This is a genomic window from Ancylobacter sp. (assembly GCF_965249975.1).
In the GTDB taxonomy this organism is placed as follows: Bacteria; Pseudomonadota; Alphaproteobacteria; order Rhizobiales; family Xanthobacteraceae; genus Ancylobacter.
Genome location: NZ_CBDFNE010000004.1, coordinates 236,561 through 254,281 on the forward strand (window position 1 = coordinate 236,561; position 17,721 = coordinate 254,281).

The 17,721-nt window shown below is 67.2% G+C and carries 14 protein-coding genes; 13 read left to right on the plus strand and 1 reads right to left on the minus strand.

Annotation, left to right across the window (positions count from 1 at the left end; all coding sequences use genetic code 11):
* Positions 1-80 precede the first annotated feature (80 nt).
* The gene (mraY, locus tag ACP2AH_RS05625) at positions 81-1,166 is read left to right on the plus strand and encodes a phospho-N-acetylmuramoyl-pentapeptide-transferase (protein WP_244450547.1); all 1,086 of its coding nucleotides are present in this window, start codon (positions 81-83) and stop codon (positions 1,164-1,166) included.
* 16 nt (positions 1,167-1,182) lie between these two features.
* Here mraY and ACP2AH_RS05630 read toward each other — a convergent pair whose 3' ends face one another.
* Entirely contained in the window at positions 1,183-2,082 is a 900-nt protein-coding gene (locus ACP2AH_RS05630; RefSeq protein WP_421699561.1) for an MBL fold metallo-hydrolase, read from the minus strand.
* Positions 2,083-2,214: 132 nt separating this feature from the next.
* Between ACP2AH_RS05630 and murD the strand changes: the two genes are divergently transcribed.
* The 12 genes from murD to recN all read left to right on the plus strand — a co-directional run bounded on the left by murD (position 2,215) and on the right by recN (position 17,709).
* On the plus strand, positions 2,215-3,600 hold the full coding sequence (gene murD, locus ACP2AH_RS05635) for a UDP-N-acetylmuramoyl-L-alanine--D-glutamate ligase (RefSeq protein ID WP_425104917.1): 1,386 nt from the start codon (positions 2,215-2,217) through the stop codon (positions 3,598-3,600).
* A 75-nt stretch (positions 3,601-3,675) separates the two neighbouring features.
* Positions 3,676-4,848 (plus strand): putative lipid II flippase FtsW, encoded by a 1,173-nt coding sequence (gene ftsW, locus ACP2AH_RS05640; RefSeq protein WP_425104918.1) that lies wholly within the window; start codon positions 3,676-3,678, stop codon positions 4,846-4,848.
* 8 nt (positions 4,849-4,856) lie between these two features.
* Positions 4,857-5,969 carry an undecaprenyldiphospho-muramoylpentapeptide beta-N-acetylglucosaminyltransferase gene (gene murG, locus ACP2AH_RS05645; RefSeq protein WP_425104919.1) on the plus strand — a complete coding sequence of 371 codons (1,113 nt, stop codon included), beginning with the start codon at positions 4,857-4,859 and terminating at the stop codon, positions 5,967-5,969.
* A 123-nt stretch (positions 5,970-6,092) separates the two neighbouring features.
* The gene (gene murC / locus ACP2AH_RS05650) at positions 6,093-7,502 is read left to right on the plus strand and encodes a UDP-N-acetylmuramate--L-alanine ligase (protein WP_425104920.1); all 1,410 of its coding nucleotides are present in this window, start codon (positions 6,093-6,095) and stop codon (positions 7,500-7,502) included.
* Positions 7,499-8,419 (plus strand): UDP-N-acetylmuramate dehydrogenase, encoded by a 921-nt coding sequence (gene murB / locus ACP2AH_RS05655; RefSeq protein ID WP_425104921.1) that lies wholly within the window; start codon positions 7,499-7,501, stop codon positions 8,417-8,419. The genes murC and murB overlap by 4 nt, the downstream gene beginning before the upstream one ends.
* A gap of 35 nt (positions 8,420-8,454) precedes the next feature.
* Complete coding sequence (locus ACP2AH_RS05660) at positions 8,455-9,375, plus strand: D-alanine--D-alanine ligase (RefSeq protein WP_244450554.1); 921 nt, start codon at positions 8,455-8,457, stop codon at positions 9,373-9,375.
* A gap of 95 nt (positions 9,376-9,470) precedes the next feature.
* Positions 9,471-10,355, plus strand: a complete 885-nt coding sequence (locus ACP2AH_RS05665) for a cell division protein FtsQ/DivIB (RefSeq protein ID WP_425104922.1) — start codon at positions 9,471-9,473, stop codon at positions 10,353-10,355.
* A complete protein-coding gene (gene ftsA, locus ACP2AH_RS05670; RefSeq protein WP_244450556.1) occupies positions 10,352-11,674 on the plus strand; it encodes a cell division protein FtsA in 1,323 nt (440 codons plus the stop codon). Before ACP2AH_RS05665 ends, ftsA begins: the two co-directional genes overlap by 4 nt.
* Before the next feature lie 86 nt (positions 11,675-11,760).
* On the plus strand, positions 11,761-13,473 hold the full coding sequence (gene ftsZ, locus ACP2AH_RS05675; RefSeq protein ID WP_425104923.1) for a cell division protein FtsZ: 1,713 nt from the start codon (positions 11,761-11,763) through the stop codon (positions 13,471-13,473).
* A gap of 304 nt (positions 13,474-13,777) precedes the next feature.
* The gene (gene lpxC / locus ACP2AH_RS05680; RefSeq protein ID WP_425104924.1) at positions 13,778-14,716 is read left to right on the plus strand and encodes a UDP-3-O-acyl-N-acetylglucosamine deacetylase; all 939 of its coding nucleotides are present in this window, start codon (positions 13,778-13,780) and stop codon (positions 14,714-14,716) included.
* 280 nt (positions 14,717-14,996) lie between these two features.
* On the plus strand, positions 14,997-15,902 hold the full coding sequence (locus ACP2AH_RS05685; protein WP_425104925.1) for an outer membrane protein assembly factor BamD: 906 nt from the start codon (positions 14,997-14,999) through the stop codon (positions 15,900-15,902).
* A gap of 133 nt (positions 15,903-16,035) precedes the next feature.
* Positions 16,036-17,709, plus strand: coding sequence for a DNA repair protein RecN (gene recN / locus ACP2AH_RS05690; protein WP_425104926.1), 1,674 nt, complete (start codon positions 16,036-16,038; stop codon positions 17,707-17,709).
* Positions 17,710-17,721 lie beyond the last annotated feature (12 nt).

Here is a 17,721-nt window from a genome sequence, read left to right on the forward strand (position 1 = left end):
TCTTCCCGATTCCGGGCCTGAACACTTGCCTGGCGCGGCGCGCCGGCTTGCCGCCCCGCCCACCCCAAGGTTGATCTTCCATGCTGCAATGGCTCGCCGAACTCCAGGGAAGCGTCCCGGCGGTTAACGTCTTCCGCTACATCACTTTCCGCACCGGCGGGGCGATCATCACCGCGCTGCTGTTCGTTTTCATGTTCGGCCCGGCGATCATCGCCCTGCTGCGGCTGAAGCAGGGCAAGGGCCAGCCCATCCGCACCGACGGGCCGCAGTCGCATCTGCTGACCAAAAAGGGCACGCCCACCATGGGCGGGCTGATGATCTTCTCGGGGCTCATGGTGGCGACGCTGCTCTGGGGCAACCTGTCCAACCCCTATGTCTGGGTGGTGCTGTTCGTCACCATAGGCTTCGGCCTGATCGGCTTCTATGACGACTATCTCAAGGTCACGAAGCAGACCCATAACGGGCTGTCGGGCAAGTCGCGCCTCGCCATTGAGGCGCTGATCGCCGGCACGGCGGCGGTCGTCATCATGCATGTCGGCCGCGAGCCGCTGTCCTCTTCGCTGGCCTTTCCCTTCTTCAAGGACCTGCTGCTCGATCTTGGCTGGTTCTTCGTCGTCCTCGGTGCCTTCGTCATCGTCGGCGCCGGCAATGCGGTGAACCTGACCGACGGCCTCGACGGCCTCGCCATCGTGCCCGTCATGGTGGCCGCAGGCAGCTTCGGGATGATCTCCTATCTCTCCGGCAACGTGCTGTTCGCGGATTACCTTCAGATCCACTATGTCGCCGGGGTGGGCGAACTGGCGGTGATCTGCGGTGCCATCATTGGCGCGGGCATCGGCTTTCTCTGGTTCAACGCGCCGCCGGCGCAGATCTTCATGGGCGATACCGGTTCGCTGGCGCTCGGCGGGCTCCTCGGCACCATCGCGGTCGCCACCAAGCACGAGATCGTGCTGGCGGTGATCGGTGGCCTGTTCGTGCTGGAGGCGGTCTCGGTGATCGTCCAGGTCGCCTCCTTCAAGCTCACTGGCAAGCGCGTGTTCAAGATGGCGCCGATCCACCACCATTTCGAGCAGAAGGGCTGGACCGAGCCGCAGATTGTCATCCGCTTCTGGATCATCGCGGTGGTGCTGGCACTGATCGGCCTGTCGACGCTGAAGCTCCGGTGAGCGCCAGCGTCTCCGTTCATCCCGGCAGCGCCAGCACCTTCTTCACATTGGCGGCGTGTACCGCCTCATAGGGGGCGAAATAGGCCAGCGTCCCGGTGGCGAGATCGCCGGCGATGAAAGTGGAAAGGTCCTGGTCCGCCAATGCCATGTCGATGCGCGTGTGCAGCAGCTTGCTGACATAGCGCAGCGTGGCATCGATCAGTTCCGGGCCGTAGCCGCCGGCGGCGATCACGTCCAGTGCGCCGTGATTGGGCAGGATGCGGGCATAGCCCCACTGCCGGATGCGCTTCAACTCCTCGATATGCACCGGCAGCCGCTCGGCCTCGGCGACATAGGTGATCGGCTCTTCCAGCGTATCGCCAGCGAGCATGAGGCCGAGCTGCGGCAGCAGCAGGATCAGCCCGTCATGGCTGTGGATCTCCGCCGGTTCCAGCTTCACGGTGAGGCGGCCGACAGAAAGCTCGGTCGGGCCGGTGATGATCTTGTTCGGCATGACCAGCGGAAAGATCGGCGGGTCGCCGTTCTCCAGCGCCACGCGGTTGGCGGCGAGCGCACGTTCGGTGCGGTCGAGGGCGATGATCTCGTCTGTGGCGAAGACGGCGTTGCCGGCCACATGGTCGTCGTGCCAGTGGCTCAGCACGACCCGGAAGGAGGTGACGCCCGCTTCTTCCAGCGTCCGGCGCATCATCTGCGCGTGGGGAATCGAGATGTGGGTGTCGTAGAGCAGCGCCTCATTGCCATCTACCACCGCATAGACGCAGACGCCGAGGGCATAGGCGCCATCGTCGAGCCAGTTCGGCGCCGCCGAATGCGCCCGCGCGCCGTCGATCCGGCCGTCATAGAAGGCGTAGATGTTGGGATGCGGCCGCAGCACGCGCATCGTCGAGCCGAGGGGAAGTAGAGCGGGGGCGGGCATGGCAGGCTCTCAGGCTGGGGGGAGGTCGCCGGTGTCGTCGGCAGGCCGATCATTTCATCGCCCGGTGAAATGCGCTAGCGAGAGGAGCCCGCCCTGTCCTTTTTGCGGGTGCCGCTCCTGAGGTTGTTCCCGATGATACCCGTATCTTCCTTCAAGGACCGCGCTGTCGCCCTGTTCGGGCTCGGTGGGTCGGGCCTCGTCACCGCCCGTGCGCTGCTCGCCGGGGGGGCAAAGGTCACCGCGTGGGATGATTCGCCTGCCTCGGTGGAGAAAGCTTTGGCGGAGGGCATCCCGACCGGCGACCTTGCCAGGGCCGACTGGTCGGGTTTCGCCGCGCTGGTTCTGGCGCCGGGGGTGCCGCTCACCCATCCCGAACCGCATTGGACGGTGAAGAAGGCGCGGGCCGCCGGCGTGGAGGTCATCGGCGATATCGAGCTGTTCTGCCGCGAGCGGCGCGCGGCGGGGCGCCCCGCTTTCGCGGCGATCACCGGCACCAATGGCAAATCGACCACCACGGCACTGCTCGCCCATCTGCTCAAAGTCGGCGGCCGCGATGTGCAGATCGGTGGCAATTTCGGGCCTGCCATTCTGGGGCTGGAGCCGCCGAAGGGGCGCCGTGCCTATGTGATCGAATGCTCCTCCTACCAGATCGACCTCGCGCCGAGCCTCGATCCGGCGGTGGGAATCCTGCTCAATCTCTCTCCCGATCATCTCGACCGGCATGGGACGATGGAGCATTACGCCGAGGTGAAGGAGCGCCTCATCTCTGGCATCGAAGCCGGCGGCACGGCGGTGATCGGCGTCGATGACGACTGGTCGCGCGCCATCGCTGATCGCGCGGAAGCGGCGGGCAAGCATGTGGTGCGGGTCTCGGTGCGGGAGCTGCTGCAGGACGGGGTTTCTCTCGAGGGCGCCGATCTCGTCGTCAGGGAGAACGGCACGCGCGTATTTTCCCTTCCGCTTGCCGGCATCGGCTCGCTGCGCGGCGCGCATAACGCGCAGAACGCCGCCGCCGCCTTTGCCGCCGCCCGTGCCCTCGGCCTCGCTCCGGAGGTGATCGCCACCGGCATGAAAAGCTTCCCCGGCCTAGCCCATCGCATGGAGCAGGTGCGCACCCTAGGTCCGACGTTGTTCGTCAACGATTCCAAGGCCACCAATGCCGATGCGGCCGAGCGGGCGCTGACCTCGTTCGAGGACATCTTCTGGATTGCCGGCGGCAAGCCCAAGGAAGGCGGCATCGAGCCGCTCCGGCCGTTCTTTCCGCGGGTGCGCAAGGCCTATCTGATCGGCGTCGCCGCCGAGGCCTTCGCCGCGACGCTGGGCGAGACGGTGCCGTTCGAGATGTGCGGGACGCTGGATGTGGCGGTCGCCCGCGCGGCTGCGGACGCGTCGGCGTCGGGTCTGGCGCATCCGGTGGTTCTGCTGTCGCCCGCCTGCGCCAGCTTCGACCAGTACCGCAACTTCGAGGTGCGGGGCGACGCGTTCCGCGATCTCGTCAACGCCCTTCCGGCGGCCTGAGGCAGCGCCGGCATTAAGTCGGCGTCAACCTTAACCGTCCCATACTCCGGCAAAGCGTTTCCCGGAGTGGCGTATATGATATCGCGTGCCGAAAGGACGGTGGTCGGCGAATGGTGGTGGACCATAGACCGGCTGCTGCTCGGCGCTCTCGCCGCCTTGATGATCATCGGCATCGTGCTGGCGCTGGCGGCGAGCCCGCCGGTGGCGGCGCGCATCGGCATCCCCGACCCGTTCCATTTCGTGAACCGGCAGGTGATGTTCCTGGTGCCGGCGTTGATCATTCTGCTCGCCACCTCGTTCCTGTCGCCGCGCAACATCAGGCGCATCGCGCTGGTGTTGTTCTTCCTGTTCCTCGGCCTCGTCTGCGCCACGCTGGTGATCGGGCCGGAAGTGAAGGGTGCGCGGCGCTGGCTCAACATCGCCAGCGTCACGGTACAGCCGTCCGAATTCCTCAAGCCGAGCTTCGTCATCATCGCCGCCTGGCTGTTTTCGGAAAGCGTGCGCCGGCCGGAAATGCCGGGCCAGTTCCTCGCCATCGGCCTGCTCGGCATGGTGGTGACGCCCTTGGTGATGCAGCCGGATTTCGGCCAGACCATGCTGGTCTCGCTGGTGTGGGGAAGCCTGTTCTTCCTCGCGGGGCTGCGCATCATCTGGGTGGTTGGCCTCGGCGGCATTGGCGCCACCGGCCTGTTCATCGCCTATAAGACGGTGCCGCACGTCACCCAGCGCATCGACCGCTTCATGAATCCGGATTCCGGCGACACCTATCAGATCGATTTGTCGATCAACTCCTTCCTCAATGGCGGATGGCTGGGGCAGGGGCCGGGCGAGGGCAGCTTCAAGAAGGTGCTGCCCGACGGGCACACTGACTTCATCTTCGCCGTCGCCGGTGAGGAGTTCGGTGCGGTTTTGTGCCTGATGATCGCCAGCCTGTTCGCCTTCATCGTGCTGCGTGCGCTATCGCGGGCGCTGAATGACGAGGACCCCTTCGTGCGCTTCGCCACGGCGGGCCTCGCCATGCTGTTCGGGCTGCAGTCCTGCATCAACATGATGGTCAACCTGCACATGATGCCGGCCAAGGGCATGACGCTGCCCTTCGTCTCCTATGGCGGCTCGTCGCTGCTGTCGCTCGCTTATGGCATGGGCATGCTGCTCGCCCTGACGCGCCGGCGCCCGCGCACCGCGACGCTGGCCGAGCTGGAGCGGCTCGGCACCCGTCTCGGCGCGCCGATGCCGCGTCCGGCGTGAGGCGCACCATGGCACCCGCCTCGCGTCCGCTTGTCATGCTTGCCGCCGGCGGCACCGGCGGTCATCTTTTCCCCGCCGAGGCGCTGGCCGGTGTGCTGGCCGCGCGCGACATCGACGTCGATCTCGTCACCGATTCGCGCGCCGCCCGCTATGCCGGCCATTTTCCCGCGCGGCGCCTGCACGTGCTGCCGGCCGAGACGGTGCGCGGGCGCTCGCCCGTCGCGCTGGCGCGCACCGCGCTCACGCTTGGGCTCGGCTTCGCGAAGGGCTTCCGGCTGATGCGGGCGATGCGGCCGGCAATCGTTGTCGGGTTTGGCGGCTATCCCACCCTGCCGCCCATACTCGCCGCCCATTATGCCGGCTTCCCAACCCTGATCCATGAAGCCAATGCGGTGATGGGACGGGCCAACACGCTTCTCGCGTCCCGTGTTACCGCCATCGCCTCCGGCTATCCCGCCATCTGCGCCGGCAAGCCTGCCCTCGCGGCCAAGGCTCACCACACCGGCAACCCCGTCCGTCCGGCGGTGATCGCCGCCGCTGAAGTGCCCTTCGCCCCCCTGGCGCCGGACGGACCGATCCATCTTCTGGTGACCGGCGGCAGCCAGGGCGCGCGGGTGATGAGCGAGGTGGTGCCGGCGGGCGTGGAAGCGCTCGACCCGGCGCTGCGCGCCCGGCTTCGTCTCGTGCAGCAGGCCCGACCGGAGGACCTTGAGGCGGTGCGCGCCACCTATTCCCGGCTCGGCGTGAGCGCGGAGGTGGCGCCCTTCTTCTCCGATCTGCCGGCGCGGATTGCTCAGGCGCACCTCGTCATCTCCCGTTCCGGTGCGATGACCGTGGCGGAACTGGGTGTGATCGGCCGCCCTTCCATTCTTGTGCCATTGCCTGGTGCGCTCGACCAGGACCAGCTGGCTAACGCCACCGCGCTTGCCAATGGCGGCGGCGCGGTGGTGATGCCGCAGAGCCATTTTACACCGGAGAGCTTCGCCGCCGCCATCGCCCGTCTGGCCGGTGAAGCGGGGCGGCTGGAGGCGATGGCCAGCGCCGCCCGTGCTATGGGCCGGGCCGATGCCGCTGAGCGCCTCGCCACGCTCGTGATCGCGGTCGGCAAGATCCATGTCTAGGATCGCGCCCGCCCGTCTTCTCTCTCACCAGACCAAAGGCCCGGTGACGGGCGCAATGCGCTCGTCTATTTCTGCGCGCCGGCAAAGGACGCCTGCCGCGCGCGCGGGCGGAAGGAACATCCCATGAAGCTCCCGCTCTCCCTCGGCCCCATCCATTTCGTCGGCATTGGCGGCATCGGCATGAGCGGCATTGCCGAGGTGCTGCACAATCTCGGCTACACCGTGCAGGGTTCGGATGTCGCCGAGAGCGCCAATGTGAAGCGCCTCGCCGAGAAGGGCATCAAGGTGCTGATCGGCCATGCGAGCGGCAACATCGACGGCGCCGAGGTGCTGGTGGTCTCCACCGCCATCCGCCGCGACAATCCCGAGCTGGTCGCCGCCCGTGCCAAGCGCCTACCGGTGGTGCGTCGCGCCGAAATGCTGGCCGAGCTGATGCGGCTGAAGAGCTGCGTCGCGATCGCCGGCACACATGGCAAGACCACGACCACGTCCCTCGTCGCCACCCTTCTCGATGCTGGCGGTTTCGATCCCACCGTCATCAATGGCGGCATCATCAATGCCTATGGCACCAATGCGCGCCTGGGCGATGGCGAATGGATGGTGGTGGAGGCGGATGAAAGCGACGGCACCTTCCTCAAGCTGCCGGTCGAGGTCGCCATCGTCACCAATATCGACCCGGAGCATCTCGACCACTTCAAGACCTTCGAAGCGGTGCAGGCGGCGTTCCGCAGCTTCATCGACAATCTGCCCTTCTACGGCTTCGCCGTCATGTGCACGGATCATCCCGTGGTGCAGGACCTCGTCGGCCATGTCGAGGATCGCCGCGTCATCACCTATGGCGAGAACCCTCAGGCGGATGTTCGCCTGGTCGAACTCGACCTGCGCGGCGGCATGTGCCGGTTTGGTGTTCTGTTCCGTGACCGCACCGGCGCGGTGGTGCACGAATTGCGCGATCTCGTGCTCCCGATGCCGGGCAAGCACAATGCGCTGAACGCTACCGCCGCGATCGCCGTTGCGTATGAACTCGGCGCCAGTGACGAGCAGATTCGCAGCGCGCTGGCCGGCTTCGGTGGCGTGAAGCGGCGCTTCACCCGCACCGGCGAGGTGGGCGGTGTCACCATTTTCGACGATTATGGCCACCACCCCGTGGAAATCGCCGCCGTGCTGCGGGCGGCCCGCGCCTCGACCGAGGGGCAGGTGATCGCCATCGTCCAGCCGCACCGCTACACAAGGCTGCAATCGCTCTTCGACCAGTTCGCCACCTGCTTCAACGACGCCGATCATGTGATCGTCGCCGATGTCTATGCGGCCGGCGAGGCGCCGATCCCCGGCATCGACCGCGATCATCTGGTCGAAGCGCTGCGCGCGCGCGGCCATCGCTCGGTGACGGCGCTGAGCGGGCCGGAGGCTCTCGCGGGGCTGGTGAACGGGCTGATGAAGCCGGGTGACTACGTCGTCTGCCTCGGCGCCGGCAACATCACCCAATGGGCCTATGCGCTGCCGGAGCAACTGGCGGCCGGGGCCGCGCGATGAGCTTCCCCGACCTCACGCCAGAGCTTTCCGCCGCGATGCCGGAACTGCGCGGCCGGCTGATCGCCAATCAGAGCTTGGCTGAACTCACCTGGTTCCGCGTCGGCGGGCCGGCACAGATGCTGTTCACCCCGGCCGATGAGGGCGATCTCGCCTATTTTCTCGGCCATCTGCCGGCCGAAATCCCGGTCACCGTCATTGGCCTCGGCTCCAACCTCATCGTGCGCGACGGCGGGGTGCCGGGCGTGGTGGTGCGGCTGGGGCGCGGCTTCAGCGAGATCACGGTTGAAGAGGGCCACCGGCTCCGTGCCGGTACGGCGGTGCCGGACGTGAAGCTCGCCCGCGCAGCGGCGGAAGCGGGGATCGACGGACTGGCCTTCTATCGTGGCATACCCGGCGGGCTCGGCGGGGCGTTGCGAATGAATGCCGGAGCGCATGGCGGCGAGACAAGGGACACGCTCATCGAGGCGCGCGGCGTCGATCGTGCGGGTCGAGTGCGCGTGTTTACCAATGCCGATTTCGGCTTCAGTTACCGGCATTCCCAGGCCCCGGCGGATGTGATCTTCACCGCGGCGCTGTTTCAGGGGCGGCCGGGAGAGACGGCGGCCATCCTCGCCGAGATGGACCGAATCACCAGCGCACGCGAAGCCTCGCAGCCGATTCGCGAGAAGACCGGTGGCTCGACCTTCAAGAATCCGCCCGGCCAGAAGGCGTGGCAGTTGATCGACGCCGCCGGTTGCCGGGGGCTGACCCGGGGCGGGGCGCAGATGTCGACCATGCACTGCAATTTCCTGATCAACACCGGCGGTGCGACGGCCGCCGATATCGAGGGGCTCGGCGAAGAAGTGCGCCGGCGCGTGAAGGACCACTCCGGCGTCGAGCTGGAGTGGGAGATCAAGCGCATCGGTCTTCCCGTCTGAGCGATGCGGCCCGTCGGGCCGTCGAGGAGAGAATCATGGGCAAGCATGTCGCCGTCCTGATGGGCGGCTGGTCGCCGGAGCGGCAGGTGTCGCTGTGGTCCGGCGAAGCCTGCGCGAAGGCCGCGGAAAGCGTTGGCTACCGCGTGACCCGCGTAGATGTCGGGCGCGACATCGCGCAGGTGCTGACGGCGCTCAAACCCGATGTGGCGCTTAATGTGCTGCATGGGCGCCCCGGCGAGGACGGCACCATCCAGGGCATTCTTGAAATCCTGCGCATTCCCTACACCCATTCAGGGGTGCTCGCCTCGGCGCTGGCCATGGACAAGCGGCAGGCCAAGATTGTCCTTGCCGCGCACGACATTCCCGTGCCCGAGGGCCGTATGGTGACGCGGGCGGAAGCGGCGCGGGCGCATGTGCTGCCGCGCCCCTATGTGCTCAAGCCGAACACCGGCGGCTCCTCCGTCGGCGTGTTCATCGTGCGGGAGGATCAGGAGCATCCGCCACAGGAGCTTCACCGCCCGGATTGGGGATTCGGCGAGGACCTCGTGGCCGAGCGCTATATCCCCGGCCTGGAGCTGACCTGCGCCGTCATGGGCGACGAGGCGCTCGGCGTTATCGAAATCCAGTCCGACCTAAAGTTCTATGATTACGAGGCAAAATACGCTCCGGGCGGTTCACGCCACATTCTGCCGGCCCGAATTTTACCGAATATTTACCAAAAGGCGCAGATGTTAGCGGTCAGGGCGCATCGCGCTCTCGGCTGTCGGGGCATCAGCAGGACGGACTTCCGCTACGACGACCAGACCGGAGACGAATCCGGCCTTGTCTGTCTGGAGGTCAATACGCAGCCCGGAATGACCGAGACGTCGCTTGTGCCCGAATTGGCAGCCCATGCGGGCCATTCGTTCGGTGAGCTTGTACGATGGATGGTGGAGGACGCTTCGCTCGATCGCTGACCCCGCGGCAGACGCCGGCGGGCAAGCGGACCAGCGCGGCCACCGGCGAATCGACCCGAGGCGTGCGTCCGCGCATGCCGGTGCGCCGGGCCCCTGTGTCCGAGCGCACCCGTCTTCTCGACCGCACCATCATCGGCGGCCGGCGCCTCCTGGTCGGCCTGTGCACTTCGCGCGCCGCATTCACCGGCGCCGGGGCCTGGCTCACGGCGGCGCTGTTCGCCGCCACCGGCCTTTACGGCATGGAGCGGGGCGGCCATATGCCCGCGGCAATCGAGACCGCCCGCGACTTCGGCGATGTCGCCGCCAATTTTGCCGGGTTCCGCATCGCCAACATCAATCTCTCCGGCCAGAACCACGTCACGCCCGGCGACATTCTCGCCACGGCGGGGGTGAAGCCAACCTCCTCGCTGCTGTTCCTCGACGCCGAGGGCGCGCGCATGCGGCTGGAGGAACTGGCCTGGATCAAGCGCGCCACGGTGCAGAAGCTCTATCCCGACCGCCTCGACATTCAGATCGTCGAGCGCGAGGGCTTCGCGCTCTGGCAGAAGGACGGCAAGATCAACGTCATCGCCCGTGACGGCACGGTCATTGCCCCCTATTCCGATGACCCGCGCTACATCCGCCTGCCGATCGTGGTCGGCGACGGGGCCGAGACCCATGTGGTCGAGATCGTCGAGGCACTGAGCCTCGTTCCCGGGGTGCGCGATCAGGTGCGCGCGGCCATCCGCGTCGCCGACCGGCGCTGGACGCTGAAGCTGCGCAACGGCATCGATGTGCGCCTGCCCGAAGAAGGGCTGAACGACGCGCTCGAACAGCTCGCGCTGCTCGACCAACAGAAGTCGCTGCTCTCGCGCGACATTACCATTGTCGACCTGCGCCTGCCCGACCGGGTGTCGGTGCGCCTGTCCGACGCCGCTTATGCGGCGCGCGAGGCGGAGTTGAAGGCCAAGGCCAAGGCGAAGAAGGCGGGCAGCACATGAGAACCCGCGCACCGTTTGAGATCGCCCCGAAGATGCGGCCGCTGGCGCCGCGCCGCACCGGCGTGGTCGGCGTGCTGGAAGTCGGCACGTCCAAGATCGTGTGCATGATCGCCCGGCTGAAGCCGCGGGAGGCCACGTCCAGCCTGCGCCGGCGCACCCATTCGGTGGATGTGCTCGGCATCGGTCACACCAGCGCCCATGGCATCAAGGGCGGCACCGTCATCGACATGGAACGCGCCGAGCACGCGATCCGCCGTGCGGTGGATGCGGCCGAGCGCACCGCCGGGGCGCAGATCGCCTCCGTCATCGTTTCCATGGCCGGCGGTCGGCTGGCCTCCGAGCATTTCACCGCCGAGGTCGACCTGCCCGAGCCGGCGGTCGCCGAGGGCGACATTCGCCGCGTGCTCGACGCCGCCTCCACCTTCGCCGTCGGCGAGGGGCGCACCATCCTGCACGCCTTGCCCGTCGGCTACGCGCTGGACGGTGTCGCCGGGATTGGCGAGCCGCGCGGCATGCTGGGGCGCCGGCTGGGTGTTGACCTGCACGTCATCACCGCCGAGGCGGCCGCCGTGCGTAATCTGCTGCTGTGCATCGAGCGCTGCCATCTCGGCGTCGAGGCGATGGTCGCCGCCCCCTATGCGGCGGCGCTGTCGACCCTCGCCGATGACGAGGCGGAACTCGGCGTCACGCTCATCGACTTCGGCGCCGGCACCACGACGGTGGCGGTGGTTGAGAATGGCCATTGCGTGCATGTCGACGGCATCGCCATCGGTGGCCAGCATGTGACCAACGACGTGGCGCGCGGCCTGTCCACCCGCCTCGCCGATGCCGAACGGCTGAAGAGCCTACATGGCGGTGTGCTGGCGATGGGTGCCGACGAGCGCGAAATGCTCACCGTACCCAGCATCACCGACGATCACGACCTGCCGCGGGCGATTCCCAAGGCGCGGCTGATGCGAATCGTGCGTCCCCGCGTCGAGGAGATCGTGGAACTGGTGCGCGACCGCCTGCACGCCTCCGGCCATGCGGCGGGAGCAGGCCGGCGCATCGTTCTCACCGGCGGTGCCGCTCAACTCACTGGCCTTGCGGAGCTAGTCGGGAACATACTGGGACCACAGGTGCGAATCGGTCGTCCGCTCGGTATCTCCAAGCTGCCGGAGGCGACGCGCGGCGCGCCCTTCGCCGTGGCTACCGGGCTTCTGGTCTATCCGCAGGTCGCGGGACTCGAGCATTTCGAGGCTCGCCGCCGCCGCCTCTCGCAGGGCGACGGCTCCGGCTACTTCTCGCGCGTCGGTCACTGGCTGAGGGAGGCCTTCTGACGTGCACCATTTAATCCGCGCCGGCGGAACCGGCACCACAGGGATCATGACGGGCCGCGTGCCCGCCGGCGTTAGGGGACACTAGAATGACCATCAACCTCCAGGTACCGGATATCCGCGAACTGCGTCCCCGCATCACCGTCTTCGGTGTTGGTGGCGCTGGCGGCAACGCGGTCAACAACATGATCACGGCCGGCCTGACGGGGGTCGACTTCGTGGTCGCCAACACCGACGCGCAGGCGCTGACCCTCTCCAAGGCCGAGCGCATCGTGCAGATGGGCGTCGCGGTTACCGAAGGTCTCGGTGCCGGTTCCCAGCCGGAAGTCGGCCGCGCCGCCGCCGAGGAGGCGCTCGACGAGATCCGCGATCATCTCGCGGGCGCACACATGGTGTTCATCACCGCTGGTATGGGTGGTGGCACCGGCACCGGCGCCGCCCCGGTCATTGCCCGTGCGGCCCGCGAGCTGGGTATCCTCACTGTCGGCGTGGTGACCAAGCCCTTCCACTTCGAAGGCCAGCGGCGCATGCGCATCGGCGAGATGGGCATCAACGAGCTGCAGAAGGGTGTCGATACGCTCATCGTCATCCCGAACCAGAACCTGTTCCGCGTCGCCAATGAGCGCACCACCTTCGCCGACGCCTTCGCGATGGCGGACCAGGTGCTCTATTCCGGTGTCGCCTGCATCACCGACCTGATGGTGAAGGAAGGCCTCATCAATCTCGACTTCGCCGACGTCCGCGCGGTGATGCGCGAGATGGGCAAGGCGATGATGGGCACGGGCGAGGCCTCCGGCGAGCAGCGCGCCCGCCACGCGGCCGAGGCGGCGATCGCCAACCCGCTGCTCGACGAAGTGTCGATGCGCGGCGCGCGCGGCCTGCTGATCTCGATCACCGGCGGCAAGGACCTGACCCTGTTCGAGGTGGACGAGGCGGCGACCCGCATCCGCGAGGAAGTCGACCCCGATGCCAACATCATTCTGGGCGCTACCTTCGACGAGACGCTGGAAGGGCTGATCCGCGTGTCGGTCGTCGCCACCGGTATCGATCCGGCGGTGATTCCCGAGCAGATTCCCCACGCGCTGAACAATCTGCCGGACCTCGGTGGCCGCCGTGTGTCCAATGCCGGCCGCGCCGCCGTGGAAGCCCGCCGCGATGCCGCCCTGCGCTCGGTCGCCTCGGCGCTCGACGCGGAGGATTTCGGCGCCCCGCACCACGAGCCGAGCTTTGCCGCGGCCCCGGTCAGCGAGCATCCCTATGGCGAGCCGTCCTACGCCCAGCCGTCCTACGCGCCGGCGCCGGCCGCCATTGACGACGTAACCATCCGCCCGATGGCGCCCAAGCCCGCGCTCTATGCCGAGCCCGAGCCGGCGCCGTACAATGAGGCGGCTTACGAAGAGCACGCGATCGAGCCGTTCATTCCGCCGCAGGCGGAGCGTCCGTCCCCGCGCATGCCGCGCGTCGACGAGCTTCCCATGCCGGCGCAGAATCAGATTCGCGCCGCGCGCGGCGAGGCACCGGACCATCATCAGGCTGAGAAGAAGCGGATGACGCTGCTGCAGCGTCTCGCCCATGTCGGCCTCGGCCGCAGCCAGGAGGAAGACGAGGAGCCGGCGGCGGACATGCGCCCCGTGGTTCGTCGGGCGCCGGCCCAGCCCGAGCCGCGTCAGGTCGCCGATATGCGTCCCGAGGCTTCCGAATACGCCAAGCGTCCGGCGGCTCGCCCCGCCGATCCGCGCGCGGCGCGCCCGGCCGAGGATGATCATCTCGACATCCCCGCCTTCCTGCGCCGTCAGGGCTGACACACGACACAGGCGGCCGTGTGCCGCCTGTTACAAAACGCCCACGCACTGCAGCGCCCGGATCGCGAGGTCCGGGCGTAGCTATTTGAAATTAAAGGATTTTTTAGATTTGTGCGGTAGCGTAAAAACGGTAACAGACGGTAAGCAAGCGTGATTTGGCGCGGACTCACGGCGCCGTTATCTTGCCAGCCAACGATAAGCGTCCGCAGCGGATTCGGTTCCGAGCCTTCAGGTAGCGGCGCACTGTGTTGGTTTTGGGGATTGGGGAGAGCGGGGCGCTTGCCGCAACCGCTTTTTGGGTCGAATGAACGCTGTACGGCAGACCACCCTCGGCGATGACGTGACGCTGTCCGGCGTTGGCGTACATTCCGGCAAGATGGCCCGGATGCATCTTTCCCCCGCCGAAGCCGACACCGGCATAGTCTTTTTCCGCAACGATACGAATCAGTCGGTGCGCGCCTGCCGTGGTGCGGTGCGGGGCAGCGATCTCGCGACCGTGCTGCGTGATTCGGAAGGTCCTGCCGTTTCCACCGTCGAACACCTGATGGCCTGTTTCGCCGGTCTCGGTGTCGACAATGCCCGGGTCGAGATCGACGGTCCGGAAGTGCCAATCCTCGATGGCAGCGCCGGCGAATTTGTGGCGGCGGTGGATGCGGCCGGCATTGTCGAGACCGGCCGCGCGCGCCGTTATCTGCGTGTGCTCAAGCCCGTCCGCATCGAGACCGAGACCGGCTTCGGCGAGATCTCGCCCTACGACATGGGCTTCCGGCTCGAAGTCGAGATCGATTTCAATCATTCCGCCATCGGGCGCCAGCGCTTCGCGGCCACCATGTCGCCGGATGTGTTCCGCAAGGAACTTGCCGCCGCGCGCACCTTCGGCTTCGTCAGCGATGTAGAGCGTCTGTGGCAGGCCGGCTATGCCCTCGGCGCCTCGCTCGACAACACCATCTGCCTCGGCGACGACGGTGTGATGAACACCACCGGTCTGCGCTTCGCCGACGAGTTCGTCCGCCATAAGGCGCTCGACGCCATTGGGGATCTCGCCATTGGCGGCCTGCCGCTGCTGGCCCGCTACCGTTCCTATCGCGGCGGTCACAAGCTCAATTTCGCCGTCGTCGACGCGCTGCTTTCCGATCGCTCCGCTTATGAGATCGTCGAAGCCCGCATCCCGGCCCGCCGCACCGTCAGCAGCAATGCCGGCCTCATCGCGGTGGCGGTTCCCGCCTACGCGCCGGAACTGTGAGGCTGTCGGCCTCCTGGGCGACTGACGCTTCGGGCGCCCGACGTACCAATCGCTTCCGTCTTCCGGTTTTTTCTCCACCTCACTCGATTTCGGCCGGGCTGCGTTTCCTGGTGTTTCCAGGCAGGCGCGTCCTTCGCGCCACAGACAGCGTGAAAAGGTGGCTTGCTGCGGCTCTTTGCGCTCGGCGTCCCAAGGCGCCATAATCCGGTCGGAAAGCCACCTTAGCGCCTGTCCACGCACTCGGCGACGAAACAGCGACCAGATCGGGATCGAACTTGTGATGCGTCTTCTCCGTCTCGGCGAGACTGTTCCCTGCCCCTTGGCTCCCGCCTCCCGCCCCCGGGTGGTGCGTTCGGGCCTCGTGGCCGCGCGCCTTTTCGGGCTGGTGCTCGTTGGCGCCTCGCTGGGTGGCTGCGCCAGCTGGTTCGATACCAACAAGGAAGAGACGATCTATCCCGACGTTCCCGCCGAGCAGCGCTACAATGAGGGGCTCACCCTCATGCAGAAGGGCGAGTACAAGGAGGCGATCACCCGCTTCGAGGATGTCGATCGCCAGCATCCCTATTCCGAATGGGCGCGCAAGGCGCTGCTGATGATCGCCTATAACAACTACACGCTGGGCGAATACGACGATTGCATCGCAGCGGCGCGCCGTTACCTCGCGCTGCATCCCGGCTCGGAGGATGCTGCCTATGCGCAGTATCTCGTCGCCGCCTCCTATTTCGACCAGATCCCCGACATCTCTCGCGACCAGCAGCGCACGCAGCGTGCCATGGATGCTCTGGAAGAGGTGGTTCGCAAGTATCCGAATACAGAATACGCCGTCAGTGCCAAGAAGAAGCTCGAAGTTGCCCGCGATCAGCTCGCCGGCAAGGAGATGATGATCGGGCGCTATTATCTCGAGCAGCGCAACTATGCGGGCGCGATCAACCGTTTCAAGGTGGTGGTGACCCGCTATCAGACGACCCGCCATGTCGAGGAGGCGCTGTACCGCCTTACCGAAGCCTATATGTCGCTGGGCGTCGTCAGCGAGGCGCAGACATCGGCGGCCGTGCTGGGGTATAATTTCCCCGACAGCACCTGGTACAAGGACGCGTTCAAGCTGGTGCAGTCGCGCGGCGTCGATCCGAAGATGAACGAGCAGTCGTGGATCGCCAAGGCGTTCAAGGGTTTCACCCTCGGCTAGGGAAGGGGCGAAACCCTCTTCCGCTTCGCCGCGACATGTGAGAACGTAGCAAGAACACGATGCGCGTCTTCCGGCCGCTGGCGCCAACGCCGCGCATGCTCGTCCCGCAAGACCACGTTCTGGAGCGTTACCCATGCTGATCGCCCTGTCGATCAGGGATATCGTGCTCATCGAGCGGCTCGACCTCTCTTTCCAATCCGGCCTCACTGTCCTCACCGGCGAAACCGGCGCGGGCAAATCCATCCTGCTGGACGCCTTCACCCTTGCGCTTGGCGGCCGGGGCGATGGCTCGCTGGTGCGTCAGGGCACGACCCAAGGGCAGGTGACGGCCGAGTTCGATCTCGCCGCCGATCACCCCGTGCGCGCCTTGCTGGCGGAAGCCGGGATCGACGATGATGGCGCGCTGGTGCTGCGGCGGGTGCAGCATGCGGATGGTCGGACCCGCGCCTTCGTCAACGATCAGTCGGTCAGCGCGCAGATGCTGCGTACGCTCGGCCGTCGACTGGTGGAAATTCACGGCCAGCACGACGATCGCGCACTGGTCGATCCGGCGTCGCACCGCGCGCTGCTCGACGCCTATGGCGGTCTGGTCGGTTTGGCCGAGGAGGTCAGCGCCCGCGCTCGAGGCTGGCGGGCCGCCCGCACGGAGGCCGCCCAGGAAAAGGCGCGGCTCGATGAGGCTGCGAAGGAAGCCGATTTCATCCGTCATGCGGTGGAGGAACTGACCGCCCTCGCCGCCGAGCCGGGCGAAGAAGAACGTCTTGCGGCGCGTCGCACCGAAATGATGCGTTTCGAGAAGATCGCGACCGATCTCGCCGATGCGCAGGACGCGGTGGGCGGCAACAATTCCCCCATACCCGGCCTCGCCGCCGCCGTGCGCCGGCTCGAACGGCGGGCCGGCGAGGTCGAATCGCTGGTGCGCCCCGCGGTAGAGGCGATCGACGCGGCGCTGAACGCGCTGGATCTCGCCCGCTCCCATCTCGACGCGGCGCTGCGCGAGGCCGATTTCGACCCGCATGAACTGGAACGCATCGAGGAACGGCTGTTCACCCTGCGCGCGGCCGGCCGAAAATACGCCTGCACGGTGGACGACCTGCCGACCGTCGCCGCCCGCTTTGCCGACCAGCTCGACGCGCTCGACCATGGAGCGGAGGCGCTCAAGGGGCTGGAGGCCCGCGCCGATGCGATGGAAGCGGCCTATCGCCAGTCGGCGCGCGATCTCTCGCACAAGCGCCGCGCGGCGGTCGAGGCGCTGGATGCGGCGGTGAACGCCGAACTGCCGCCGCTGAAGCTGGAGCGCGCCCGCTTCCTCACCGACTGCCAGGTGGACGAGGCCGCGCATGTCGACGGCTATGACCGCATCGAGTTCTGGGTGCAGACCAATCCCGGCACGCGACCGGGCCCGATGATGAAGGTCGCCTCCGGCGGCGAGCTGGCGCGCTTCCTGCTGGCGCTGAAGGTGGTGCTGGCCGACAAGGGTTCGGCGCCGACGCTGGTATTCGACGAGATCGACACCGGGGTCGGTGGCGCGGTGGCAGACGCGATCGGCGCCCGCCTCGCCCGGCTTTCGGGCCGCGTGCAGGTGGTGGCGGTGACGCATGCCCCGCAGGTGGCCGCACGCGCCGGCAATCATTTCCGCATCGCCAAGGAAGCCATGGCCGATCTCGACCGCGTGGCGACGCGGGTGGCGCCGCTGGCGCCCGATCACCGGCGAGAGGAAATCGCCCGCATGCTGTCCGGCGCCGAGGTGACGTCGGAGGCACGAGCAGCGGCCGACAGGCTGCTGAAAGGGGCGCTCGCCGATTGATACCCCGCCGGT

Bases quoted from the DNA above. Each gene is read 5' to 3' on its own strand.
- ACP2AH_RS05660 (WP_244450554.1), top strand. From the start codon at position 8,455: ATGGGCAAGCATGTCGCCGTCCTGATGGGCGGCTGGTCGCCGGAGCGG.
- ftsW (WP_425104918.1), top strand. From the start codon at position 3,676: ATGATATCGCGTGCCGAAAGGACGGTGGTCGGCGAATGGTGGTGGACC.
- ACP2AH_RS05630 (WP_421699561.1), bottom strand. From the start codon at position 2,082: ATGCCCGCCCCCGCTCTACTTCCCCTCGGCTCGACGATGCGCGTGCTG.
- murC (WP_425104920.1), top strand. From the start codon at position 6,093: ATGAAGCTCCCGCTCTCCCTCGGCCCCATCCATTTCGTCGGCATTGGC.
- murB (WP_425104921.1), top strand. From the start codon at position 7,499: ATGAGCTTCCCCGACCTCACGCCAGAGCTTTCCGCCGCGATGCCGGAA.
- mraY (WP_244450547.1), top strand. From the start codon at position 81: ATGCTGCAATGGCTCGCCGAACTCCAGGGAAGCGTCCCGGCGGTTAAC.
- murD (WP_425104917.1), top strand. From the start codon at position 2,215: ATGATACCCGTATCTTCCTTCAAGGACCGCGCTGTCGCCCTGTTCGGG.
- lpxC (WP_425104924.1), top strand. From the start codon at position 13,778: ATGAACGCTGTACGGCAGACCACCCTCGGCGATGACGTGACGCTGTCC.
- murG (WP_425104919.1), top strand. From the start codon at position 4,857: ATGGCACCCGCCTCGCGTCCGCTTGTCATGCTTGCCGCCGGCGGCACC.
- ftsZ (WP_425104923.1), top strand. From the start codon at position 11,761: ATGACCATCAACCTCCAGGTACCGGATATCCGCGAACTGCGTCCCCGC.
- ACP2AH_RS05685 (WP_425104925.1), top strand. From the start codon at position 14,997: ATGCGTCTTCTCCGTCTCGGCGAGACTGTTCCCTGCCCCTTGGCTCCC.
- ftsA (WP_244450556.1), top strand. From the start codon at position 10,352: ATGAGAACCCGCGCACCGTTTGAGATCGCCCCGAAGATGCGGCCGCTG.
- recN (WP_425104926.1), top strand. From the start codon at position 16,036: ATGCTGATCGCCCTGTCGATCAGGGATATCGTGCTCATCGAGCGGCTC.